This is a genomic window from Pseudomonas sp. NFIX49 (genome assembly GCF_900115915.1).
GTDB lineage: Bacteria > Pseudomonadota > Gammaproteobacteria > Pseudomonadales > Pseudomonadaceae > Aquipseudomonas > Aquipseudomonas pharyngis.
The window spans coordinates 824,014-849,343 of sequence record NZ_FOYE01000002.1 but is presented as its reverse complement, the minus strand read 5'-3'; the positions used below and the strand labels follow the sequence as shown (position 1 = coordinate 849,343).

Sequence of the window (25,330 nt, the reverse complement as noted above, 5' to 3'; positions counted from 1 at the left end):
GGTCACGAGTCAGTACCCGAATTTCTTGACGACCATAGAGCGTTGGAACCACCTGATCCCATCCCGAACTCAGAAGTGAAACGATGCATCGCCGATGGTAGTGTGGGGTTTCCCCATGTGAGAGTAGGTCATCGTCAAGATTAAATTCCGAAACCCCAATTGCGAAAGCAGTTGGGGTTTTGTTTTGCCTGCAGGAAAGTTCGTACAGCATTGTCGGACGCCTTGCGGCTGTCCTCGCCGGCCGACAATGCTAAGGTTCAGCCCTAGCTTTTGTACTTTTCCAAGGAAGCCTTCATGCCGGACACCCAGTCCCTCAACGCTGCATTCATGGTCGTTCAGAGCAATAGCCTGGATGAACTGCGCAGCCTTGTGATCAGCATCATGCGGCGTTATCCACTGGCTCCCTTGGAGAACGAAATTGCACTCGTACAGAGCAACGGCATCGCTCAATGGCTCAAGCTGGCACTGGCTGAGGATCCTGAAGCAGACGACTTGGGCGGCTGTGGTATCGCCGCCGCAATTGATGTGCAACTGCCGGGCAGTTTCATGTGGCAGCTTTACCGGATGGTGCTGGGCCGAGAGGAAATTCCGGCAAAGTCGCTGCTCGACAAGGCACCGTTGACTTGGCGTCTGATGCGCCTGTTGCCACAGGTCATCAACCGGCCGCATTTCGAACCGCTTCAACGCTTTCTCACCCATGACACCGATCTGCGCAAGCGTTACCAGTTGTCCGAACGCTTGGCTGACCTCTTCGACCAATATCAGGTTTACCGCGCTGATTGGCTTGAGGATTGGGCAGAGGGGCATCATCAGCTACGCAATGTGAGGGGTGAAGCGAAGCCGCTTCCTCCGACCAGTTGCTGGCAGGCAGAGTTGTGGCGCGCCCTGCTGGACGATGTGGGCGAGCAAGGCATGGCCCAAAGTCGGGCAGGCGTGCACCAGCGATTCATGGAGCGCATCAACAGTCTTGAAAGCGCACCGTCCGGACTTCCCCAGCGAGTGATCGTTTTTGGAATTTCCTCGTTGCCCGCACAAGTACTGGAAGCGTTGGCCGGGCTTTCCCGTTTCAGCCAGGTTTTGTTGTGCGTCCATAACCCCTGTCGTTATCACTGGGCCGATATCGTTGCCGACAAGGATCTACTACGTCATCAGTACAAGCGACAAGCCCGTAAAAACGGCATGCCTGTGGTGCTGGACTCGGAATCACTCCACCAACATGCTCACCCGCTCCTCGCTGCATGGGGTAAGCAAGGTCGTGATTACATCAACCTTCTCGACAGCTACGACGAGCCTGACAGCTATCGCGCAGCATTTCGTAACGGGCGTATCGATCTGTTCAGCGAAAACCAGTCGAAGAACATGCTCAACCAGTTACAGGACGACATTCTGGAACTGCGGCCGCTCAGCGAGACTCGAGCGCGCTGGCCGGCAGTCGATCTGACTCAAGACGATTCGATCCGCTTTCATATTGCCCATAGCGCCCAGCGCGAAGTGGAGATTCTCCACGACCAGCTCCTCGCCCGTTTCAGTGCCAACCCTCAATTACGCCCTCGCGATGTGATCGTGATGGTGCCTGACATCGATAGTTATGCGCCGCATATCCGCGCCGTCTTTGGTCAGCTGGATCGTCATGACCCACGCTTCATTCCCTTCACCATGGCCGATCAGGGGCAACGCGGACGAGATCCATTGCTGATCGCTGTCGAGCATCTGCTCAAGCTGCCGGATAGCCGTTTTCCCGTCAGTGAGATCCTCGACTTGCTCGACGTTCCTGCGTTACGCGCCAGGTTTGGTGTGCAGGAGCGAGACTTGCCGACCCTGCATCGCTGGATTGAGGGGGCTGGGGTGCGTTGGGGCATCGATGCCGGGCAACGTGCCGAGCTGGGATTGCCCGACGAGCTGGAGCAAAACAGTTGGCGCTTTGGCTTGCGCCGGATGCTGCTCGGTTATGCCGTCGGCAGTTCCGGCGCCTGTGGGGATATCGAGCCGTACGATGAAATCGGTGGTCTCGATGCCGCGCTGATCGGCCCGTTGGTAGCATTGCTGGATGCACTGGAACTCTCGCATCAGCAACTGATGAAGCCCGCGCAGCCACAGGAATGGGGGTATCGGCTTCAGGCGTTGATGCAGCTTTTTTTCAAACCCGAAGACGAGCATGACGACTACCTGCTGGCTCAACTCGAGGAGTTGCGCGAAACCTGGCTGGAAACCTGCGAAGCCGTCGATCTGCTGGACGAGCTGCCACTGACCGTCGTCCGTGAGGCCTGGCTGGCAGGGCTGGATCAGGGGCGTCTGTCGCAGCGCTTTCTGGCCGGAGCCGTTAACTTTTGCACGCTGATGCCGATGCGCGCGATTCCGTTCAGACTGGTTTGTCTGTTGGGCATGAACGATGGCGATTATCCACGCGCTCAACCACCGTTGGACTTCGATCTCATGGGAAGCGACTACCGGCCGGGAGATCGTTCCCGTCGTGAGGATGATCGTTATCTTCTGCTAGAGGCACTCTTGTCCGCTCGTCATCAGCTCTACATCAGTTGGGTCGGTCGCAGCATTCGCGATAACAGTGAGCGGCCAGCCTCTGTGTTGATCGGCCAGTTACGCGATCATCTCGCCAATGGGTGGCGATCGGCCGACGACAACGAGGACCTCCTGATTGCCATGACTCAGGAGCATCCGTTGCAGCCATTCAGTTCGCGCTACTTCCATGAGGAAGACAAGCTTTTCAGCTACGCCAGCGAATGGCAGGTGCTGCATCAACCTCACGAACAGAACGACGTCGCCACAATGCTTGCCCCCCATGTCCAGGAAGAACCGTTGAGTCTGGAACTGCTGCAGGACTTCCTGCGCAGTCCGGTCCGACACTTTTTCACTCAGCGACTCAAGGTTTACTTCGAAGCGGCGCAGGTACCTCAGGCTGACGAGGAACCCTTTGTACTGGATGCGTTGCAGCGATACATGCTCAGCGACAGCTTGCTCGGGGCAGCCTTGAGACACCCGGACAATGTTGATCAGGCGCTCGAGTCTCAAGCCCGACGCCTGCAGAACAGCGGACTGCTGCCCATGGCCGGGTTCGGTGAATGCCTTCAACGAGAGCTGATCGAGCCTTTGCCAGACTTGTTGCAACGATATCAACAGCTGTTGGCGTTATGGCCAACACCGCTAACCAACGCGCTACCGATCAATTTTGAATGGCAGGAACTGCGCCTTGAAGGATGGCTGGGCGGTTTGCACAGGCGCGCCGATGGCGGCGTACTGTCGGTCACGACAATCCCCAACAGCATAGGCTCGATCAAGAGCCGCAAATGGCATCGCCTGACCAAGCCCTGGGTCAGTCACCTTGTCGCCTGTGCCAGTGGACTCTCCCTGACGACCGCACTGGTGGCCAGTGATGACACGCTCCTTCTTGAACCTCTGGAACAGACTCGAGCGGGGCGAATTCTCGAGGATCTGCTGCTCGCCTGGCAGACGGGAATGCGCCAGCCACTTCCTGTCGCGGTAAAAACGGCTTTTGCATGGCTGGCCCAGACCGATCCGGTCAAGGCTGAAGCGGCTGCCCGTAAGACCTATGAGGGTGATGGTCAGAACAACGAAGGCGAGCGTCGCGAAAGCCCGGCTCTTGCCCGACAGTTCCCCGACTACGATGCACTGCAGGCGGATGAAACCTTCTCCGGTTGGTGTGATGCGCTTTATCGCCCGTTGCTCGAGGCACCTTGGCGCTCATGGGCCCACGAGGAGGCAGGCGCATGAGTAACCAGCCACCACTCGCCCTGGCATTCCCGTTAAAGGGCAGCCAACTGATCGAAGCCAGCGCGGGCACTGGCAAGACATTTACCATTTCAGCGTTGTATCTGCGGTTGATCCTCGGTCACGGAGGCGAGGTAAACGGTTTCGGTCGTGAGCTGTTGCCCCCGCAGATTCTAGTGGTGACCTTTACCGACGCGGCGACCAAAGAGCTGCGCGAGCGCATACGCACACGTCTGGCCGAGGCCGCCCGTTTCTTTCGTGACGAGACGCCTGCCCCTGATGCGCTGATCGATGAACTGCGTGAAGAGTTCGATCCGCAACAATGGCCCGGTTGCGCCAACCGCCTGGACATCGCTGCGCAATGGATGGACGAAGCCGCGGTTTCGACTATCCACAGTTGGTGTCAGCGAATGCTGCGCGAGCATGCGTTCGACAGCGGCAGTCTGTTCACCCAGACCCTGGAAACTGATCACAGCGACTTGCTCGGCGAAGTGCTGCGCGATTATTGGCGGCTGTTCTGCTATCCGATGCAGGGCGATGCATTGAGCTGGGTTCGCAGTCACTGGGGAGGTCCGGCGGCCTTGTTGCCGCGTGTGCGTGGGCTGTTTGGCACCGAGCGCGAAGGGAACTCAGACCAGACGCCATCCGAACTGATCGAAGAATGCCTGCAGGAACGCCGTGCGGCATTGGTGGAGTTGAAGGGACCATGGCGGCAGTGGTCCGATGAGTTGCTCGCTATCTGCCATCAGGGTATCGCCAACAAAACGGTGGATGGGCGCAAGATGCAGGCCCGCTATTTCGAACCCTGGTTTGAAAAGCTTAAGGCCTGGGCTGAGGACGAGACGCTCGAACAATTGGATATCGGCACCGGGTTCGCCCGGCTCACACCGGAGGGCATGGCTGAAGCCTGGAAAGGCGAGCCGCCGAGTCACCCGGGCCTGGATGCCATGCCTGTGCTCAAGTCTAGTCTCGACAATTTGCCGACGCCCGATGCGGCCGTGCTGCAGCATGCTGCCAAATGGGTTGGTGCTCGCTTTGAAGATGAGAAGCGCCGTCGAGCCGAAATGGGTTTCGACGACATGCTGCTGCGTCTGGATGCGGCCTTGCAGTCCGACGGCGGGGAGCGTCTCGCCACGCTCATTCGCGAGCAGTTCCCCGTAGCTTTGATCGATGAATTCCAGGACACGGATCCGTTGCAGTACCGGATCTTCGAAAGCATCTATCGCATTGAAGAGGATAACCCCGAGACCGGGTTGTTTCTGATCGGGGATCCGAAGCAGGCGATCTATGCCTTCCGGGGCGCGGATATCTACACCTATCTGCGAGCCCGGCAGGCCACGTTCGGGCGTCTGCATACCCTGGGCACCAACTTCCGTTCCAGTCACGGGATGGTCCGTGCGGTCAACCATGTGTTCGAGCGTGCCGAGGCCCGTGAGCAAGGGCGCGGGGCGTTTCTGTTCCGAGAGAAAAACGGCGATAACCCGGTGCCGTTCCAGCCTGTGGAGGCGCAGGGACGCAAAGAACATTTGCAGGTAGCCGGGCTGGACGTACCGGCGCTGAACATCTGGCATCTATCTACCGACAAGCCACTGTCCGGGGCAGTTTATCGCCAGCAGTTGGCGGCAGCCTGCGCCAGTGAGATCACAGCCCTGCTCAATGGCGGGCAGACTGGTCGCGTCGGGTTTGCGCAGGAGGGCAAGGATTGGCGTGGACTGCGGCCAGCGGACATTGCGATCCTGGTGCGCGACGGTAAAGAGGCGCAGGCGATACGCGGTGAACTCGCAACGCGGGGAGTCCGCAGCGTTTATCTTTCTGACAAGGACTCGGTCTTTGCCGCTCAGGAAGCCCATGATCTGCTTTCGTGGCTCAAGGCGTGCGCCGAGCCGGATGTCGAGCGTTCCCTGAAAGCGGCGTTGGCGTGCATCACGCTGAATCTGCCACTGGCTGAGCTGGAGCGTCTGAATCAGGACGAACTGGTCTGGGAAACCCGGGTCATGCAGTTCCGCGGTTATCGTGAGCTGTGGCGCAAGCAAGGGGTGCTGCCGATGCTGCGGCGCCTGCTGCACGACTTTCAACTGCCGCAGATGCTCATTGCCCGCAGTGATGGTGAGCGGGTGCTGACCAACCTGTTGCACCTGTCGGAGTTGTTGCAACAGGCCGCGTCGGAACTCGATGGTGAGCAGGCACTGATCCGCCATCTGGCCGAGCATCTGTCGCTGTCTGGGCAGGCAGGTGAAGAGCAGATCCTGCGTCTTGAAAGCGACGAACAACTGGTCAAGGTCGTGACCATTCACAAATCCAAGGGGCTCGAGTACCCGTTGGTGTTCCTGCCTTTCATCTGCTCGGCTAAACCGGTAGATGGCAGTCGATTGCCGCTGCACTACCACGATGAATCCGGCAAGGCTCGCATCAGCCTGAAGCCCGACGCGGAACTGATCGCTGTGGCGGACACCGAACGCCTGGCAGAGGATCTGCGTTTGCTCTACGTCGCGCTGACCCGCGCACAACACGCTTGCTGGCTTGGGGTGACGGATCTCAAGCGCGGCAACCACAGTAGCTCGGTGCTGCATCTTTCTGCGCTGGGCTATCTGTTGGGCGGCGGCGTAACGTTGAATGAATCCAGCGGATTGGCCCGCTGGCTGGACGATCTGCAACAGGATTGTTCGGCGCTGAGCGTTGTTGAAATGCCACAAGCCACCAGCGAGGTTTACCAGCCTCCGCGTAACGAAGCCACGCTGCGTGCCACCCTTTTACCGAGCCGCAGGGCCAGCGAGAACTGGTGGATCGCTTCGTACAGTGCCTTGCGCATCAGTGACGTGCTGAGCGCTGGCAACGACGAAGCCCCCGACAGTCCGCAAGCGCAAAAGCTGTTCGACGACGAACGCCTCGATCCTGAAGCACCGCGCGAGATCATCGCCGGCGGAGCTGATATTCACCGTTTCCCTCGTGGACCGAATCCGGGAACGTTTCTTCACGGTTTGCTCGAGTGGGCGGGTGAGGAGGGCTTCGCGGTCACCCGCGAGTCGCTCGACGATGCGATCGCCCGGCGTTGCAATCGACGGGGCTGGGAGGGCTGGATCACCACCCTCGGCGACTGGTTGCAACACTTGCTCAAACTGCCACTGCCTGCGGGCCTCGACCAACCGCCAGTGGTGCTTGAGCAATTGAAGCAATATCGGGTCGAGATGGAGTTCTGGTTCGCCAGCCACAAGGTCGACGTGCTCAAGCTCGACGAACAGGTGCGTCAGTTCACTCACAACGGTGTGGCCCGGGTCGGCGCCGAAGCGGTGCAACTCAATGGTATGTTCAAAGGCTTTATCGACCTGACGTTCGAGCACGAGGGCCGGTACTACGTGGCCGATTACAAATCCAACTGGCTGGGCGTCGATGACGCCGCGTACACCGAACGGGCCATGGAGCAGTCAATTCTCGACAACCGTTACGACCTGCAATACGTGCTGTACCTGTTAGCACTGCATCGTCAGCTCAAGGCGCGGCTCGCCGATTACGACTACGACCGGCATATCGGCGGCGCGTTGTATCTGTTTCTGCGTGGAACTCGGGCGCCTGGTGGTGGCGTTTACTTCGCACGCCCACCACGGGAGCTGATCGAGCGTCTGGACATCATGTTCCAGGGTAAACCGCAACCCAGGGCCGAGCCCGCGTGGGTGCAGGGAGAATTGCTATGAATCGGACGTTCGCCGACCTGCTGCCCACGCCGCTGACCGCCGACAGCCTCGCGCAGCTGACACCTCTCACCTGTGCCGATGATCTGCTGCTATTGCTCACCCGCTGGGTCGAGCGCGGATGGCTGCGGGCACTGGACAAGGCATTCGTGGCTTTTCTTCATGAATTGGCACCCGATGTCGATCCGCTGGTGTTGCTCGCCGCCGCATTGACCAGTCACCAGCTCGGCCATGGACATGTGTGCCTGGATCTGTTTGAAACCCTCAAGGCGCCGGATTTCGCCCTGTCTTTGCCTCCGGAAGGGGACATGCAACCCGGTGCATTGCTGCTGCCATCGCAGCTGCTTGAAACACTCGACGGGGCGCACTGGTGCAATGTACTGGCCGGCAGTTCGCTGGTGGCACTGGCCGCCGACGAAGGTGCGTCGGCGCAGGAGCGCCCGCTGGTGTTGTCCGGCAAGCGTTTGTACTTGCGACGCTATTGGGCCTACGAGCGGCGTATCGACAGCGCATTGCGCCAGCGGCTCGCGGAGCAGGAAGCGACACCGTCCGATCTTGCACGGCGGCTGGACGAGCTGTTCGATCCAGCGCAGCGCGCGGATGTCATCGACTGGCAGAAACTGGCCTGCGCCCTGGCCACCCGAAGTGCCTTCAGCATCATCACGGGCGGCCCGGGCACTGGCAAAACGACAACGGTGGTACGTCTGCTGGCGTTGCTCCAGGCACCTGCGGTCGAGGCGCATCAACCACTGCGCATTCGACTCGCGGCGCCTACCGGTAAAGCGGCGGCGCGGCTGACCGAGTCCATCAGTCAGCAGGTGCAGTCGCTGAAGGTCGCTGAAGGCGTCCGGGAAAAAATTCCGACCGAGGTGACCACGGTGCATCGCCTGCTCGGCAGCCGACCTGGCACGCGGCATTTTCGCCACCATGCCGGTAACCGCCTGCCACTGGATGTATTGGTGGTCGATGAAGCATCCATGATCGACCTGGAAATGATGGCCAATCTGCTCGATGCCTTGCCGCCTCATGCTCGACTGGTGTTGCTGGGCGATAAGGATCAACTGGCCTCGGTGGAGGCTGGCGCGGTGCTGGGCGATTTGTGCCGTGATGCCGAAGCGGGTTGGTACAGTCCGCAGACTCGCCAGTGGCTGGAAGCGGTGAGCGGCGAATCCCTGCAAGACGGCGGTTTGCAAGAAGGCAGTGACAGCTCGCACCCGCTGGCCCAGCAAGTGGTGATGTTGCGTCACTCACGGCGTTTCGGCGAGGGCAGCGGCATCGGTCAACTGGCGCGACGGGTGAATCAGCAACTCTCGGACGAGGCTCGCCAGTTGCTGGATGCCAAAACCCATGGCGATGTGTTTTCGTTGCCACTTCAGAACGAGCACGACCGGAAACTTGAGCACCTGGTGCTCGACGGACATGGCGAAGGCCCCCACGGTTATCGACACTATCTGAGCATTTTGCGCGATCGACGTCCGGTGAGCGGAACGCCGCTCGAGAACCCGGGCTGGGTCGATTGGGCGCGTGACGTCCTGCGGGCCTTCGATACCTTCCAATTGTTGTGCGCAGTGCGCAAAGGGCCGTGGGGTGTTGAGGGGCTTAATCAGCGCATCACCGATGCATTGCTCAAGGCGCGGCTGATCGAGAGCGACCAGCAATGGTACGAAGGCCGGCCGGTGTTGATGACTCGAAACGACTATGGCCTCGGGTTGATGAACGGTGACATCGGTATCGCCCTGAAGTTGCCCGAGCGCGATGGCCCGGATGCCGGTAAGTCGGTGTTGCGCGTGGCGTTCCCGCGTAACGACGGGCGCGGTGGGGTGCGTTTCGTGCTGCCGAGCCGGCTCAATGATGTCGAGACCGTGTACGCCATGACCGTGCACAAGTCACAGGGTTCGGAGTTTGCCCATACCGCGCTGATCCTGCCGGACGCCCTGAACCCCGTGTTGACCAAGGAACTGATCTACACCGGAATTACCCGGGCCAAGGACTGGTTCACTTTGATCGAACCCCGCAGTGGCGTATTTGAAGAGGCAGTACAACGCAAGGTGAAGCGCTTGAGCGGACTGATGCTGGAACTGGAAGAAGGAACGGCGCCTCGAGGATGAAGGTGCCTGGATGACCGGCGCTTATTGACCGACCGGTCAGAGGTCGCTGTATCGCTGGTGTTCCAACGCTGTGCTATCGTTGCGGCATCATTTCGTAACGATCCAAGAGAATCCCTGCATGAAGGTGGCTGTCTGGGCGACAGAGCGCGTAGTTGTCTGCAAGCAGGCATTGCTTGCCGTTGTACTCTGTTTGCTCACGGGTGCGGCCACTGCCCAGTCTCCAGCCCCTGCGGGTATGGCCGAACAGCGGGCCAAATCCGTCACTCAGGTGGTCCTCGGTATCCTCAGTTATGCGCGCTGGCCGGTAGAGCCGGCGCAGTTGCGCCTGTGCATCGTCGGTCCGACCGAATACACCGATGACCTGGTCAAGGGCACGACCCAGGCCACGGGCCGTCCGGTCATCGTGCGCCGACTCTTGGCCGACAATCCAGCCATCGTCAGCGAGTGCGACGCAGTCTATATCGGCAAGCTCACCACAGACGAACGCAGCCGGCTGTTCGCGTCCCTGATCGGCCATCCGGTGCTGAGCATCAGCGAAGGCGGCGATCAATGCACGGTCGGCAGTCTGTTCTGCCTGCGAGTTGGTGATGAACAAGTGTCGTTCGAGATCAATCTCGACTCCGTCGCCCGCAGCGGTGTGCGTATTCACCCCAGCGTGCTGCAGTTGTCGCGCCGCAAACCGGCGGTGCCATGAGACGCGACAAATCCACAGGGCGCCCGACCCTCGGCTCGGTCATCGGCCGTGGCAACCTGATTGTGGCGCTGGTCGCCGTGGCAATGGCCAGCGTGTCGTTGACGCTGCTCGGGGTGCTGGCGCTGCGGGTCTATGCCGATCACAACCTGCACTTGATCGCCCGCTCGATCAGTTACACCGTGGAAGCCGCCGTGGTGTTCAACGACAAGGCCGCCGCGACCGAAGCGCTGGCGTTGATCGCCTCGACCGAAGAAGTGGCCGATGCCCAGGTGCTGGACACTCAGGGCCAATTGCTCGCACGCTGGCAGCGTCCGGAGAACGGCCTGATTTCCGAGCTGGAGATGCAGGTCGCGCGAGTCATTCTGGAAAAACCCATCAACCTGCCGATCCAGCATCAGGATCGGGAGATAGGGCGGATCTTGCTGATCGGCCACGGTGGCAGCCTGATGCGTTTTCTGTTGAGCGGTCTGGCGGGGATCATTCTCTGCACGGCGATCAGCGCCTGGGTCGCGCTGTACCTGGCGCAGCGTCAGTTGCGCAGGATCATCGGCCCGTTGCACAGCCTGGCGGCGGTGGCGCATGCGGCCCGCAGCGAGCGGGCACTGGATCGACGGGTGCCACGGGCAAAAATTGCCGAACTGGACAACCTCGGCACTGACTTCAATGCCCTGCTCGATGAACTCGAATCCTGGCAAACCCACTTGCAGAGCGAGAACGAAACCCTCGCCCATCAGGCCAGCCACGACAGCCTCACCGGGTTGCCGAACCGGGCCTTTTTCGAAGGCCGCCTGATCCGTGCTCTGCGCAGTGCCCACAAGTTGAATGAGCAAGTGGCGGTGCTGTTTCTCGACAGCGACCGATTCAAGGACATCAACGACAACTTCGGTCATGCCGCCGGCGACGCGGTGCTGGTGGCGGTGGCGAATCGGGTGCGGGCGCAGTTGCGTGAAGAGGATCTGGTGGCGCGTCTGGGCGGTGACGAGTTCGCCGTTCTGCTCACGCCCTTGCACAAGACCGAAGACGCCGAACGCATTGCCGACAAGATCCTCGCCAGCATGGACACCCCGATTGCGCTGCCGGGCGACAGCAGTGTCGTGACGTCGCTCAGTATCGGCATCGCGGTTTACCCCGATCATGGCGTCACGCCCGGCACCTTGCTCGACGCGGCCGATGCCGCGATGTATCAAGCCAAGCGTTTGTCGCGCGGCGCCCAATTCACGGCCGGGACGGAGTACCCGGTCGATTCCGTTCAAACCAGGAGCTGATGCCCGTGTTCTCACTTTCCTTTCGCCTGTTTTCCACTCTGTTGCTGACGGCCATGCTGGCCCTGACCGGTTGCCAGACCGCCCCGCAAAAAGGCCTGACGCCGGCCCAGGTCGCGGTTCTCAAGCAGCAAGGCTTCGAGCTGACCGATGACGGCTGGGAGTTTGGTCTGTCGGGCAAGGTATTGTTTGGCAGCGATGTCGAAAGCCTGAACCAGCAAAGTACCGAAATCGTCGAGCGTATCGGTAAAGCCTTGCTGGGTGTCGGTATCGAACGGGTACGAGTGGATGGCCACACCGACGCTTCGGGCAAGGAAACCTATAACCAGCAGCTGTCACTGCGTCGCGCGAAAAGCGTCGGCAAAGTGCTGACCTCGGTCGGCATGAAAGAAGAGAACATCCAGCTGCAAGGCCTTGGCAGCCGCGAACCGGTCGCCTCCAACGATACCGCTGCCGGCCGCACCGAAAACCGCCGGGTGTCGATTGTGGTCAGCGCCGATTAATCGGCGAACTGCATTTCGCGGGTCTCACCCATCAACAGCGCCTGATTGCGCTCTGTCACCTCACGGATGTAATCCCACAGCAACGTGATCCGCTTCAACTTGCGCAAATCCTCCCGGCAGTACATCCAGAACTGCCGGGTGATATCGATTTCCTCCGGCAGCACCGGCAACAGGCGCGGATCCTGAGCCGCGAGAAAGCACGGCAGAATCGCCAATGAGCGCCCCTGCTGCGCCGCCACGAACTGCGCAATCACGCTGGTGCTGCGTAAATTGGCGCTGGCACCGGGCAACACGTTCGCCAGATACAGCAGCTCCGAGCTGAACGCCAGGTCATCCACGTAACTGATGAATTGATGCTTGCCCAGGTCGGCGGGGCGGCGGATCGGCGGATGTTTGTCCAGGTATTCCTGGGTCGCGTACAGCTGCAAGCGGTAGTCGCAGAGTTTGCAGCACACGTACGGCCCGTGTTCCGGGCGCTCGAGGGCGATGACGATGTCGGCCTCGCGTTTGGACAGGCTGATGAAGTGTGGCAGCGGCAGGATGTCCACCGAGATCGCCGGGTAGGCGTCGACGAAGTGGCTCAGTTGCGGGGTGATGAAGAAGCTGCCGAAACCTTCGGTGCAACCCATCCGCACGTGCCCGGACAGTGCGACGCCGGAGCCCGAAACTTGCTCGCAGGCCATGTGCAGCGTGCTTTCGATCGACTCGGCATAACTCAGCAGGCGTTGGCCTTCGGCAGTCAGCACAAAACCGCTGGTGCGCGACTTTTCGAACAGCAAGGTACCGAGCGCCGCTTCCAGCGAACTGATCCGCCGCGAAACGGTGGTGTAGTCCACCGCCAGGCGTTTGGCCGCCGTGCTGGCCTTGCGGGTACGGGCGACTTCGAGGAAAAACTTCAGATCGTCCCAATTCAGCGAGCCTAGAGAGGTGATGTTTTTTTGCATGATGGACGGGCTTATATGTGCGTTCTTATTAGAAGTTTGCACATCTATACTCCAAAAACAGTCCGACAACCAATTCGTGACACACGCCTCATCTCAAGGCGAACCTTTCGCCTTGGCTCCTACGATAAAAACAAGTTCTGGAGACCAGCATGAACGCATCGCTTACGCCCAACGAAACCACGATCCAGAAGGTCAAGCTGCTGATCGACGGCGAGTGGGTCGAGTCGCAGACCACCGAGTGGCACGACATCGTCAACCCGGCGACCCAGCAAGTGCTGGCCAAAGTCCCGTTCGCCACCGCCGCTGAAGTCGACGCTGCTGTCAGCGCCGCCCAGCGCGCCTTCCAGACCTGGAAGCTGACCCCGATTGGCGCGCGCATGCGCATCATGCTCAAGCTGCAGGCGTTGATCCGCGAACATTCCAAACGCATCGCCGTGGTACTGAGCGCCGAGCAGGGCAAGACCATTGCCGATGCCGAGGGCGATATTTTCCGTGGCCTGGAAGTGGTCGAGCACGCCTGCTCCATCGGCAGCCTGCAAATGGGCGAGTTCGCCGAGAACGTGGCCGGCGGCGTCGACACTTACACCCTGCGCCAGCCGATCGGCGTCTGTGCCGGCATCACCCCGTTCAACTTCCCGGCGATGATTCCGCTGTGGATGTTCCCGATGGCCATTGCCTGCGGCAACACCTTCGTCCTCAAGCCATCGGAGCAGGATCCGCTGTCGACCATGTTGCTGGTGGAGCTGGCCATCGAAGCCGGCATCCCGGCTGGCGTGCTTAACGTCGTCCATGGTGGCAAGGATGTGGTCGATGGACTGTGCACCCACAAGGACATCAAGGCGGTTTCGTTCGTCGGTTCGACCGCCGTCGGCACTCACGTTTATGACCTGGCCGGTAAACACGGCAAGCGCGTGCAATCGATGATGGGCGCGAAGAACCACGCCGTAGTGCTGCCAGACGCCAATCGCGAGCAGGCGCTCAATGCGCTGGTCGGTGCCGGTTTCGGTGCGGCGGGTCAACGTTGCATGGCCACTTCGGTGGTGGTGCTGGTGGGCGCGGCCAAACAGTGGCTGCCGGATCTGAAAGCGCTGGCGCAGAAACTCAAGGTCAACGCCGGCAACGAGCCGGGCACCGATGTCGGCCCGGTCATTTCGAAAAAGGCCAAGGCGCGGATTCTCGATCTGATCGAAAGCGGCATCAAGGAAGGCGCCAAACTTGAGCTGGACGGTCGCGACATCAGCGTGCCGGGCTACGAGAACGGCAACTTCGTCGGCCCGACCCTGTTCTCCGGGGTCACCACTGACATGCAGATCTACACCCAGGAAATCTTCGGCCCGGTGCTGGTGGCGCTGGAAGTCGACACCCTTGATCAGGCCATCGCGCTGGTCAACGCCAACCCGTTCGGCAACGGCACGGGTCTGTTCACCCAGAGCGGTGCGGCGGCGCGTAAATTCCAGACTGAAATCGACGTCGGCCAGGTCGGCATCAACATCCCGATTCCGGTGCCGGTGCCGTTCTTCAGCTTCACCGGTTCGCGCGGTTCGAAACTCGGCGACCTCGGCCCGTACGGCAAGCAAGTGGTGCAGTTCTACACCCAGACCAAAACGGTCACGGCGCGCTGGTTCGACGACGACAGCGTCAACGACGGCGTGAACACCACCATCAACCTGCGCTGAGGAACGGCCATGAAAATCGCATTTATCGGGCTGGGCAACATGGGCGCGCCGATGGCGCGCAACCTGATCAAGGCCGGGCATTCGCTGAACCTGGTGGACCTGAACAAGACCGTGCTGGCGGAACTTGAGCAACTGGGCGGCACCATCCGCGCTTCGGCTCGCGAAGCTGCTGAAGATGCTGAACTGGTGATCACCATGTTGCCGGCTGCGGTGCATGTACGCAGCGTCTGGCTCGGTGAAGACGGCGTGCTGGCCGGGATCGGCAAAGGCGTGCCGGCAGTGGATTGCAGCACCATCGATCCGCAGACGGCGCGCGATGTGGCGGCGGCGGCTGCCAAACAAGGCGTGGCCATGGCCGATGCGCCGGTGTCCGGCGGCACTGGCGGCGCCACGGCCGGGACGCTGACCTTCATGGTCGGCGCCACCCCGGAACTGTTCGCCACTCTGCAACCGGTGCTGGCGCAGATGGGCCGCAACATCGTGCATTGCGGTGAGGTCGGCACCGGCCAGATCGCCAAGATCTGCAACAACCTGTTGCTCGCCATTTCGATGGTTGGCGTCAGCGAGGCGATGGCGCTGGGTGATGCGCTGGGGATCGACACCACGGTGCTCGCCGGGATCATCAACAGCTCGACCGGTCGTTGCTGGAGTTCGGAAATGTACAACCCATGGCCAGGCATCGTCGAAACGGCGCCGGCCTCACGCGGCTACACGGGTGGCTTCGGCGCCGAGCTGATGCTCAAGGATCTGGGGCTGGCTACCGAAGCGGCGCGTCAGGCCCATCAGCCAGTGGTGCTGGGCGCGGTGGCGCAGCAGTTGTATCAGGCGATGAGTCAGCGCGGGGAAGGGGGCAAGGACTTCTCGGCGATCATCAACAGCTATCGCAAGCCGCAGTAATCGTCGTCAGGCCTGTGCTCGTCACAGGTCTGCAATTCAGATGCAGTAGGTGTTGCCGGGAAATCACGTCGGGTGGTTTCCCGGCTTTTTTGTATCAGGCGAACACGAAATATTTGCGCACGGTCTCGACCACTTCCCAGGTGCCCTTCATGCCTGGCTCGACCACGAAGATGTCGCCGGCGCGCAGGTGGATCGGCTCCATGCCGTCCGGGGTAATCACACAGTAGCCTTCCTGGAAATGGCAGTACTCCCACTTCACATATTCCACCCGCCACTTGCCCGGGGTGCAGATCCAGGTGCCCATGATCTTGCTGCCGTCTTCGCTGGTGTAGGCGTTGAGGTTGACGGTGTGCGGGTCGCCCTCGAGCTTTTCCCATTTGCAGGCGTCGAGTACGGGCAGGGGATGGGTGTCGCGCAGAACGGTGATAGGTGCGGGCATGACGGCTCCAGGCCAAAGGGAGTTAGAGCCGTCACCGTAGCTTTCGCGGGTACTGTCGGAATGTCTGGGGTCGACCTCCAGATGCCTGTAAGCGCTGAGGAAATCTGCGCATCTACCGAATTTGCACCAACGCTGTGCATATAAGACGGTTTTGGTACAAGCGTGCACCATAAAAGTTCAATCAATTTTTAGACTAAAACGAGATAACCATTCTGACACCTATTGCAAAACAAAATCGTCTGTACTATAACATTCGTACTAAAGAACTATTCCTCAAAACGGAGCTTTATCTGAGTCACGGACAGACTTGAATCGGCTTTTTCTCATCTCGACAACTGACTTGGCCTTTGGCTCAAGTGTGAACTTCTATCTGTTGTTAATGAATAATGACAGTTGAATGAACCGGACAGTTAATAAGTGGCGCGGACGCAATGTCTCGCGTGCTTTGAGTTGAAGCCTTAAATGAACAGTTAATTAATTATTTGTGCACTGGCGGATTTATATCTGCGGGATACGCACGCCTATCGGAATTTTATGTGCCCGGCATCAATGGAATGAGGCTTTATTGTGGACGACATAAACGTAATTGAAGTTTCGACGACTGTTGATAGTTCAAGTGAACTTGGCCGGCACGTCTGGGTGCGTGCCGGCAGTCGCCTGACAAACGTGCAGATCGGCGATGACTGCTTCATCGGTTTCAGATGCGATTTGCAGCACGCGTTGGTCGGCAAGTCCGGCATGTTCGCCACCGGTGCGCAGTGCCTGGGGACGGCGCAGTCGCCGGTTCGGATTGCCGAAAACGTCTGGGTGGGCGCTAAGGCCACCGTGACTGCCGGTGTTTCCATCGGTGCCGGGGCCGTGGTGGCGGCTGGCGCGTTGGTGACCGCCGATGTGCCGCCGGACGCAATCGTCGTCGGTCGCCCGGCGCGGGTCATTGCCCAGCGCACTGTGGTCGAGGACGGCCGGCCGAGCCCGGAACCGGTGCTGGCCAAAGTCCGGGACCGGGCGCGTCAGGGCTTGCCGTCGATGCTCGATCGGTCCACGCAGTCGGTCGCACGGCTCAAGTCGCTGAACCTTGACACCCTGACCTGGGACATCAGCGACGACGCCTTGATCGATGCCGAATTGCGCGGCGGAGCGTCGGTGGAAATCGCCCGGGACTGCATCCTGATCGGGCGCAGCAGCCGCCAGGGCGGCATGTCGCAATTGGGCGGTATCGAATTGGGCACCGGCGTGCGACTGGCGACCGGTGTGGTTATCGAAGCAGCCGGCGGCGTATCCGTCGGTGCCTTCAGCGAGTTGTCCGAGGGGGTCACGATCGTGGCCTCCACCCATGATCATTCATTCCGCTCACTGCCTTGGGAGGAGGCACCGGTGCGCATTGGAAGTCGTTGCGTTATTGGCGAGGGCGCCATCTTGGTAGGTCCACTGAATATTGGTGACGGTGCCGTTATCAAACCGTACTCGGTGGTTATAAGGGATGTATTGGAAAACACTGTGGTTCATGGCGTTGTTCAACTAATGGAGATTCAAGAATGATTTTATTTGCCCCCAATCCAACCGGTTCCGGTCACAACATGCGCGCGCTTTCCATCGCTCAGGCGATCAAGAAACAGCGTCCGGACATGCCATTGACCGTGGCACTGGCTTCCTTGCAGCCGACCTTCACGCCGATGTTCGAAAAGTCTGGCGTAGAAGTTGTGGATATTGCCGGTCGTTTGGTCGATTACTCGAAGAAGAGCAACTTGTCGAAAGAACTCGACTGGAATAATTACATTGGCGGTTATATCGCCAATACTTTCTTGTCCGGCGAGCGGATTCTGTCTTACCTGGCCCTGATCGCCGAATACAAGCCGACCGCTCTGGTGTCGGACTACAACATGGCCGCCTGCCTGGCCGCGATTTTCAGCGGTACGCCGCTGGTGTTCGTCACCGAGCGCTACGACTTCACTCTGTGCCAGCTCGAAGACCATGACCTGGCCGACGGCGGATTCGAAGTCAACGCGCTGGAAATGGCCCGGGCCCGCACCGCGCTGCACAGCCAGTTCAACTGGATGATCAATCAGAGCCAACTGGTGCTGACCGACAAACCGTACGTGGCTTCCCTCGATCAGGGCACGCCGGTGGCCGAAGCACTGGTAAGCGGCAAGGCGCATTTTGTCGGCCCGATGATCCGCGACATCAATGTGCAGACCGGATTGAATGTGCGCGAGCAACTGAACCTCGGCGACTCGCCGTTCATTGTGGCTTCGATCAGCGGCACTACGATGTTTGCGCAAAACAAGGACGCGCTGCTCGCTGCGTATCTGGACAGCTTCAAGATCCTGCGCGAGCGCAATCCGGAACTGAAACTGGTGCTGCTGGGCCGTCAGGATATCCAGGCTCAGGACGGCGTCGTCTGCGTGCCGTACTACCCGGACTGGATGGGCCTGCTGCGTGAAGCCAGCCTGCTGATTTCGGCGCCGGGCTGGATCACCGTGACGGAAATCGCCGCACTGCAGATTCCGACACTGTTCGTGCTGCCGTCCAAATCCGAGTACCACGAACTCGAGGCGCTGCGCCGTCTGGAGCTGCTGGGTTTCCCAACGCATCTGGGCCACGACCGCGATGCGATCGTCGAACTGATCCAGGGCGAACTGGAAAAAGACACCGACGCTTCGACCTATTACGCACCGCATCAGCAAGTGGCCGCACCGGATGGCGAAGGTGCCGCCCGCGCCGCGACGCGCATCATCGAGTTGTGCCAGGGCAGCGTTGTGTCGCTGACCGAAAGCAAAGCCGCTTAACCTCAAGGAAGAGGGATTCACCATGTCACTGCATCCGCAGTTTCTATTTGATCAAGGCCTCAAGGACATCGAGCACGGCGGCTTTTTCGCCGTGACCGATGCCAGTGGCGAGGTGGCGATTTCCAGCGACAAGCAGTTGCAGGATCAGGTCGCCGCGACGTTCTATCAGGCCGAGCACGGCGACGATGTCGAACTGCGTTTTGCCCATGACGGGCTGATGCGTTTGCATGATGCGGCGAATGGCGGTTTCCACGAACTGGCCGACCGCTACTGGACGCCGCACGGCTCCGGGCGCTGCCGCACGCTGGCGTTGCAACTGGACGCGCTGGCGGCATTGATTGCCTATCAGCGCCGGGTGCCGCAGGACGCGGCGAACAATGCCGCGATCCACGGTCTGCTGGAAAAGGTCGAAGCGCTCTACGCCCGTTCCACCGTCGCCGGCCTGTATAGCAGCGACTGGTCGACGCCGCTGGAGCTGGCGACTTCGATCGATCTCGACATCAGCGCCACGGCGTTGCTGGCGCGTATCGACAATCAGCCGTTGGGGCTGGGGTTGGTCGGGCACTTGCAGATTCATGCAGAGAACCTGATCGGCTGGGTGGCCGGCAGCGACAGCCAATCCTGTGTCGATGTGGCGCTGACCCGTTGCGGTGTGCGTGCGCAGGTCAGCCTGGTGCTGGCGCAACTGGCTGATGCGCGCGACGACAATGCGTTGTCGAATCTGGCCCGTTCGTTCCTGCTGCAAACCCTGGCGCTGTTCCGCGATCCGGCGTACGGCGGGTATTGGGATCGGGTCGGGATCAACGGCAAAGTGCGTTGCGACTGGCACACCTCGTACAAAAATCACGAGTCGCCATTCCCGATCAAGACCGCCTATGACGTGGCGTTGCTGTTGCAGGCGATTCAGGCCTTGCCGTCCGGCGCGAGCGAAGCGGATCGGGCTTCGGTGACGGCGGCGTTGCTGGAGTTTCATGACGCGCGCAATGGCGGTCTGTTCATGGGCAAGGGCTACTTCTGGTCGACCCCGGATGACCCGACCGTGCCGTTCATTCGCCAGTTCTGGGCGCCGCCGCGTCAGCCGGGGATCTTCAGCATCGGCAACCTGACGTACCTGCCGCTGCACCTGAAAAGCCTGAAAACCCAGCTCGCCGCTGCCCACGCTTTGCAGTCCATCGAGCCGGTCGCTGCCGTCACTCATCATGACGATGCGGCGCTGGTAAACCGGGAGCTGCAAGTGATCGATGGCGGTGGTGATGTGCAGCGCATTCACCCGAAGGGCGTGCCGACCATCAATGTCGATCTGCAGCGTTATCTGGCGTGGCTGGCCAAGGCTCGGGCGTCGAACGAAACGCCTTACGGGCTGACCGCCGAAACCACGCCGCTGGGTTTCCGTGCCGACAAGACCTGGCAAGTGTTTTCCGGGCTGCATGTGATTTCGGACTTGCACGCCCTGGGCCTGCAAATCGAAAACAAGGCCAGCCTGATCGATTGCATCAGGGCTTCGCAAAACACCGACGGTGGATTTGCCGAGCAACCGGGTCACCTGAGTGATGTGTTCGCCACCTACTGCGCAGTGTTGTCGCTGCGAGTGCTGGGCGCGTTGCCGAACGATATCGGTGGTTGCGTGCGTTACCTGCAAGCGTGCCAGAACCCCGATGGCGGGTTCGGCGATGTACCGGGTTTCGGCTCGGACATCTGGCACACCAACCTGGCGGTGCTGTCGCTGCACGCCCTTGAAGCCAAGGCGCCGGACGAGCAGGGCGTGATGGCGTTTGCCTTGCGCTGCCGCTCGGTCGATGGCGGGTTCGCAAACAAGCCGGGTTATCCGCCGGACGCGTTTTCGGTGTACCGCGTGGTGTCGACGCTGTTCATTCTCAACCGACGCATCGTCGATGCCGAACAGACCGTCGCCTGGCTGCAAAAGCTGCAACTGGCCAACGGCTCGTTCCATTACCGGCCGGGCAAAGCGGTCAGCCTGGTGGGTACTTACATGGCCATCGCAGCAATGTATTTGCTCGACGCGCAGCCGACGTATCTGCAGGAATCGAAAGACTGGATCGCTGCCCATCAGAAGCAGGACGGTGGTTTCGGCCCGCTCAACGCAACCTCGGCAACCACTGACGAAAGCTTCGTCTGCATCCAGACACTGCTGATTCTCGAACAAGGACTGTCGCCATACTGGGTCGCGTTGTTGAACTGACCCGCACACAGCATCGAAGGACGTTAAGTCATCATTTTGCCAGGGGAGGCGCTGATGAAAATTTTAGTGACAGGGGGCGCGGGCTTCATTGGCTCGGCCGTGGTGCGGTTTCTGATTGAAGAGACCGAATGTGAAGTGATCAACGTCGACAAACTGACCTACGCCGGCAACCTGGAATCGCTGGCCGATGTATCCGATTCGCCGCGTTACCGTTTCTGCCAGGTCGACATCTGCGACAAGCCGGCGCTGGACGAACTGTTCGCACGCCTGCAACCGGATGCGGTGATGCATCTGGCCGCCGAGTCCCACGTGGACCGCTCGATTGATGGCCCGCAAGCCTTCATCGAAACCAACATCGTTGGCACCTACACGATGCTCGAAGCCGCGCGCGGTTACTGGAACCGACTGGACGCGTCGCGTCAGGCGGCGTTCCGTTTCCATCATATTTCCACCGATGAAGTGTACGGCGACCTGGAACCCGAAGATCCGGCGTTCACCGAGCGCACGCCGTATGCGCCGAGTTCGCCGTACTCGGCAACCAAGGCCGGTTCCGATCATCTGGTCCGCGCCTGGCATCGCACGTTCGGTCTGCCGGTGGTGATGAGCAACTGCTCGAACAATTACGGGCCGTATCACTTCCCGGAAAAACTGATTCCCCACGTCATTCTCAATGCGCTGCAAGGCAAGCCGTTGCCGGTGTACGGCGATGGCGCGCAGATCCGCGACTGGCTGTTCGTCGAGGATCACGCCCGCGCCCTGTATGCGGTGGTCACGCGCGGTGAGGTCGGGCAGACCTACAACATCGGCGGCCACAACGAGAAGACCAACCTGGAAGTGGTGCACACCTTGTGCGATCTGCTTGAAGCGCGCGGTGCGGAAAAACCGCCGGGTGTCGCGCACTTCCGCGACCTGATCACCTTCGTCAAGGATCGTCCGGGCCACGACAAACGCTACGCCGTCGATGCCGGAAAAATCCACGCGACGCTCGGCTGGACGCCACAGGAAACCTTCGAAAGCGGCATGCAGAAAACCGTCGACTGGTATCTGGACAACCGCGCCTGGTGGGTGCGGGTGATGTCCGGTGCCTACGCACTGGAGCGCCTCGGCGAGCAACGCGACGAAGCCCTCGTGGCCTGAACATTCAGTCATTCAAATCTCACTGCTTGAAAGGAAAAAAGCATGGCCAAGTACAAAGGAATACTGCTGGCGGGCGGCGCCGGTTCGCGTCTGCATCCGATCACCCTGGGCGTCTCGAAACAGTCGCTGCCGGTGTATGACAAACCGATGATCTACTACCCGCTGTCGGTGCTGATGCTGGCGGAAATCCGCGAGATCCTGATCATCTCCACCCCGGAAGATCTGCCGGGCTTTCAGCGCATGCTCGGCGACGGCAGCCAGTTGGGCCTGAGCCTGAGCTACGCGGTGCAACCGAGCCCGGACGGTCTCGCTCAAGCGTTCATCATCGGTCGCGAATTCGTCGGTGAAGACAACGTCTGCCTGGTGCTCGGCGACAATATTTTCTACGGCGCCGGTTTCGGTGAAACCCTGCTGCAAGCGGCGGCGCGTGATGAAGGCGCGACGGTGTTCGGCTACTACGTGGCCGATCCCGAGCGCTTTGGCGTGGTGGAATTCGATGCTGCCGGCAAGGCCCTGAGCATCTGCGAAAAACCGAGCGATCCAAAGTCCAACTACGCCGTCACCGGCCTGTATTTCTACGACAACGAAGTGCTGCAGATTGCCGCTGACATCAAGCCGTCGCCGCGCGGCGAGCTGGAGATCACTGACGTCAACAACGTCTATCTGCAACGCGGCAAATTGAACGTGTCAGTGATGGGCCGTGGCATGGCCTGGCTCGACACCGGCACCCACGACGCGTTGATGGAAGCGGGCAATTTCGTCCAGGCCATCGAGAAACGCCAAGGCCTGAAAATCGCCTGCCTCGAAGAAATCGCCTACCACAAGGGCTGGATCGACGACGCGCAGTTGCTGGTGCATGCGGGCAGCATGAGCAAGACCGGTTACGGTCAGTATCTGGCCCGTTTGATCCACGATGACGTGGTGGTGGCGATGGATGCGCAGCGCCCGTTGAAAGGCGCTGCCTGATCCAGTGTGGGAGCGAGCTTGCTCGCTTCCACAGGTTCAGTGGCCGGTCACGCTGTCGAGTTGGGCAGCTTTGACCGTGGCGCGTGGATCGGCCGACGGAGTTTGCAAACGGGCCAGTCGATTGGCATGCGTCGGCGCTTCGGCCGCCAGCGGCGAGCGGCGTTTGCGGGTTTCTTCACGCAGCACCGGCAACACTTCCTTGCCGAACATGTCGAGTTGTTCCAGCACGGTTTTCAGCGGAATGCCGCCATGGTCGAACAGGAACAGCTGGCGCTGATAGTCGCCGAAGTACTCGCGGAAGGTCAGGGTCTTGTCGATGATTTCCTGAGGGCTGCCGACGGCCAGCGGGGTCATTTCCATGAACTCTTCCAGGGATGGGCCGTGGCCATACACCGGGGCGTTGTCGAAGTAGGGACGGAATTCACGGCGTGCATCCTGCGAGTTGCGACGCATGAAAATATGCCCGCCGAGACCGACGATCGCCTGCTCCGGCGTGCCGTGACCGTAATGGGCAAACCGTGCGCGGTAGAACTCGACCAGCGCCATGAAATGCTCACGGGGCCAGAGGATGTGGCTGGCAAAAAAACCGTCGCCGTAATAAGCGGCCTGCTCGGCGATTTCCGGGGTACGGATCGAGCCGTGCCAGACGAAGGGCGGCAGGTCATCGAGGGGCCTGGGGATCGAGGTGAAGTTTTTCAGCGGTGTACGAAAGCGTCCGCTCCAGTTGAGGTCTTCTTCGCGCCAGAGACGGTGCAGCAGGCGATAGTTTTCCATCGCCAGAGGCAGACCGTCGGCGATGCTCTTGCCGAACCAGGGATAGACCGGCGCGGTGTTGCCCCGGCCGAGCATCAGGTCCATGCGCCCGCCGCAGAGGTTTTGCAGCAGCGAATATTCTTCGGCCAGACGCACTGGATCGTTGGTGCTGATCAGGGTGGTGGAGGTCGAGAGAATGATGCGATGGGTCTTGGCGGCGATGTAGGCCAGCAGTGTGGTGGGAGAGGAGGTGATGAACGGAGGATTGTGGTGCTCGCCGGTGGCGAACACGTCCAGTCCGATGTCTTCGGCCTTCTGCGCAATTTGCAGGGTGGCCTGGATGCGCTCGGATTCGCTGGGGGTACGGGCGTTGGTAGGGTCTTGTGTGACGTCGCCAACGGTGTAGATCCCGAATTGCATAAAGCCTCCTTGCCTTGGGTAAAGGTGTGTTTGAAACCCTTGCCGCGAAGAATGAATCGTCGCGGCACTTGAAATGTACGCCTGTACACGTACAATCGCAATTCTGCATCATCGTCTGAACGGCTTTGAACACCTCATCGAGAGAGGAGCGCGACATGGAACTGGGATTTATCGGTCTGGGCACGATGGGCGCACCGATGGTGCTGAACCTGCTGAAAGCCGGGCATCGGGTCCGCGTGTGGAATCGTTCGACGGCACCGCTGGAAGCACTGGCTGCGGCCGGCGCCGAAGCTGTCGAGACACCGGCACTGGCAGCGCAGGCCGAGGTGCTGATTTCGATGCTCGGTGATGACACGGCGATCCGCTCGGTGTTCTTCGATGCCAAGGCGCTGGACGGTCTGCAGGCCGGCAGCGTTCACGTCAACATGTCCACGGTGTCCGTGGCGCTGGCCAGGGAACTGGCGGCCGTGCATGAAGCACGCAGCGTCGGTTACGTGTCGGCACCGGTGCTGGGGCGAGTCGATGTGGCGGCTGCCGGCAATCTGAACATTCTCGCCTCCGGGCCCGTCGAAGCACTGGCTCGGGTACAGCCGTTGTTCGATGTGCTGGGGCGCAAGACCTGGACGCTCGGCGACACGGCCGAGGTGGCCTGCGCTGCCAAACTGTCGGCCAACCTGATGATCGCCTCGGCAATCGAATCCATGGCCGAAGCCTCGACCCTGGCCGGCGGCTATGGCATCAGTCGCGAGGCGTTCATCGAGATGATCACCTCGACCCTGTTTGCCGTGCCGGTCTATCAGGGCTACGGCAAGCTGATGGTCGATGAAACATTCGAGCCGGCGGGTTTCAAATTGTCGCTCGGTCTCAAGGACGTGCGCCTGGCGCTGGAAGCCGGTGAAGCGGCGCAGGTACCGCTGCCGTTTGCCAGCGTGTTGAAGGACAACCTGCTGGACGGCATGGCCCATGGTCAGGCCGATCAGGACTGGGCTTCACTGGCGAAAGTCAGTGACCGGCGCGCCGGCGTGAAGTAATCCAAAAGTTTCAAGCAACGTAACTTGTGCGCAAGTTACGTTGGCCTTTTGCGCCTTGCGTTATTGTCGGACAGTGATTGCTCT

At 60.5% G+C, this 25,330-nt stretch carries 17 protein-coding genes and 1 rRNA gene; 15 read left to right on the top strand and 3 right to left on the bottom strand.

The annotated features are described in order from the left end of the window. Nucleotides 1-24: 24 nt before the first annotated feature. From rrf to BMZ46_RS08255, 7 genes are all read left to right on the top strand, one after another. Nucleotides 25-140: ribosomal RNA gene (gene rrf, locus BMZ46_RS08285) — 5S ribosomal RNA — on the top strand. Nucleotides 141-294: 154 nt separating this feature from the next. After that, on the top strand, nucleotides 295-3,747 hold the full coding sequence (gene recC, locus BMZ46_RS08280) for an exodeoxyribonuclease V subunit gamma (protein WP_074692031.1): 3,453 nt from the start codon (nucleotides 295-297) through the stop codon (nucleotides 3,745-3,747). Then, nucleotides 3,744-7,433 (top strand): exodeoxyribonuclease V subunit beta, encoded by a 3,690-nt coding sequence (gene recB, locus BMZ46_RS08275; RefSeq protein ID WP_074692028.1) that lies wholly within the window; start codon nucleotides 3,744-3,746, stop codon nucleotides 7,431-7,433. The genes recC and recB overlap by 4 nt, the downstream gene beginning before the upstream one ends. Continuing rightward, nucleotides 7,430-9,538 (top strand): exodeoxyribonuclease V subunit alpha, encoded by a 2,109-nt coding sequence (recD, locus tag BMZ46_RS08270; RefSeq protein WP_074692025.1) that lies wholly within the window; start codon nucleotides 7,430-7,432, stop codon nucleotides 9,536-9,538. The genes recB and recD overlap by 4 nt, the downstream gene beginning before the upstream one ends. 118 nt (nucleotides 9,539-9,656) lie before the next feature. Continuing rightward, on the top strand, nucleotides 9,657-10,232 hold the full coding sequence (locus tag BMZ46_RS08265; protein WP_074692022.1) for a regulatory sequestration protein YfiR: 576 nt from the start codon (nucleotides 9,657-9,659) through the stop codon (nucleotides 10,230-10,232). After that, nucleotides 10,229-11,497, top strand: a complete 1,269-nt coding sequence (locus BMZ46_RS08260; RefSeq protein WP_074692019.1) for a diguanylate cyclase DgcN/YfiN — start codon at nucleotides 10,229-10,231, stop codon at nucleotides 11,495-11,497. Before BMZ46_RS08265 ends, BMZ46_RS08260 begins: the two co-directional genes overlap by 4 nt. Continuing rightward, entirely contained in the window at nucleotides 11,497-11,997 is a 501-nt protein-coding gene (locus tag BMZ46_RS08255; RefSeq protein WP_170844893.1) for an outer membrane lipoprotein YfiB, read from the top strand. Before BMZ46_RS08260 ends, BMZ46_RS08255 begins: the two co-directional genes overlap by 1 nt. On the opposite strand, the gene BMZ46_RS08250 is transcribed toward BMZ46_RS08255, so the two are convergent. After that, nucleotides 11,994-12,941, bottom strand: coding sequence for a LysR family transcriptional regulator (locus BMZ46_RS08250; RefSeq protein ID WP_039772937.1), 948 nt, complete (start codon nucleotides 12,939-12,941; stop codon nucleotides 11,994-11,996). The genes BMZ46_RS08255 and BMZ46_RS08250 overlap by 4 nt on opposite strands. 149 nt (nucleotides 12,942-13,090) lie before the next feature. On the opposite strand from BMZ46_RS08250, the gene BMZ46_RS08245 reads away from it, so the two are divergent. Beyond that, a complete protein-coding gene (locus tag BMZ46_RS08245; protein WP_039772936.1) occupies nucleotides 13,091-14,617 on the top strand; it encodes a CoA-acylating methylmalonate-semialdehyde dehydrogenase in 1,527 nt (508 codons plus the stop codon). A gap of 9 nt (nucleotides 14,618-14,626) precedes the next feature. Then, nucleotides 14,627-15,514 (top strand): 3-hydroxyisobutyrate dehydrogenase, encoded by an 888-nt coding sequence (gene mmsB, locus BMZ46_RS08240; RefSeq protein ID WP_039772935.1) that lies wholly within the window; start codon nucleotides 14,627-14,629, stop codon nucleotides 15,512-15,514. Nucleotides 15,515-15,608: 94 nt separating this feature from the next. Here the strand turns inward: mmsB and BMZ46_RS08235 are convergent, their stop codons facing one another. Next, nucleotides 15,609-15,953 carry a cupin domain-containing protein gene (locus BMZ46_RS08235; RefSeq protein ID WP_074692016.1) on the bottom strand — a complete coding sequence of 115 codons (345 nt, stop codon included), beginning with the start codon at nucleotides 15,951-15,953 and terminating at the stop codon, nucleotides 15,609-15,611. 639 nt (nucleotides 15,954-16,592) lie between these two features. Here BMZ46_RS08235 and BMZ46_RS08230 point away from each other — a divergent pair. From BMZ46_RS08230 to rfbA, 5 genes are read left to right on the top strand one after another with little or no spacing between them, the layout of a single operon-like run. After that, nucleotides 16,593-17,492 carry an acyltransferase gene (locus tag BMZ46_RS08230; RefSeq protein WP_254778459.1) on the top strand — a complete coding sequence of 300 codons (900 nt, stop codon included), beginning with the start codon at nucleotides 16,593-16,595 and terminating at the stop codon, nucleotides 17,490-17,492. Further along, nucleotides 17,489-18,739 carry a glycosyltransferase family 28 protein gene (locus BMZ46_RS08225; RefSeq protein WP_007953861.1) on the top strand — a complete coding sequence of 417 codons (1,251 nt, stop codon included), beginning with the start codon at nucleotides 17,489-17,491 and terminating at the stop codon, nucleotides 18,737-18,739. The genes BMZ46_RS08230 and BMZ46_RS08225 overlap by 4 nt, the downstream gene beginning before the upstream one ends. A 22-nt stretch (nucleotides 18,740-18,761) precedes the next feature. Next, nucleotides 18,762-20,939, top strand: a complete 2,178-nt coding sequence (locus tag BMZ46_RS08220) for a prenyltransferase/squalene oxidase repeat-containing protein (protein WP_074692010.1) — start codon at nucleotides 18,762-18,764, stop codon at nucleotides 20,937-20,939. Between the two features lie 54 nt (nucleotides 20,940-20,993). Beyond that, a complete protein-coding gene (rfbB, locus tag BMZ46_RS08215; protein ID WP_074692007.1) occupies nucleotides 20,994-22,076 on the top strand; it encodes a dTDP-glucose 4,6-dehydratase in 1,083 nt (360 codons plus the stop codon). Between the two features lie 42 nt (nucleotides 22,077-22,118). Beyond that, a complete protein-coding gene (rfbA, locus tag BMZ46_RS08210) occupies nucleotides 22,119-23,042 on the top strand; it encodes a glucose-1-phosphate thymidylyltransferase RfbA (protein WP_011332341.1) in 924 nt (307 codons plus the stop codon). 36 nt (nucleotides 23,043-23,078) lie between these two features. Here rfbA and BMZ46_RS08205 read toward each other — a convergent pair whose 3' ends face one another. After that, entirely contained in the window at nucleotides 23,079-24,215 is a 1,137-nt protein-coding gene (locus BMZ46_RS08205; protein WP_074692004.1) for an LLM class flavin-dependent oxidoreductase, read from the bottom strand. A 125-nt stretch (nucleotides 24,216-24,340) separates the two neighbouring features. Between BMZ46_RS08205 and BMZ46_RS08200 the strand changes: the two genes are divergently transcribed. Next, complete coding sequence (locus tag BMZ46_RS08200; RefSeq protein WP_256574431.1) at nucleotides 24,341-25,246, top strand: NAD(P)-dependent oxidoreductase; 906 nt, start codon at nucleotides 24,341-24,343, stop codon at nucleotides 25,244-25,246. Nucleotides 25,247-25,330 lie beyond the last annotated feature (84 nt).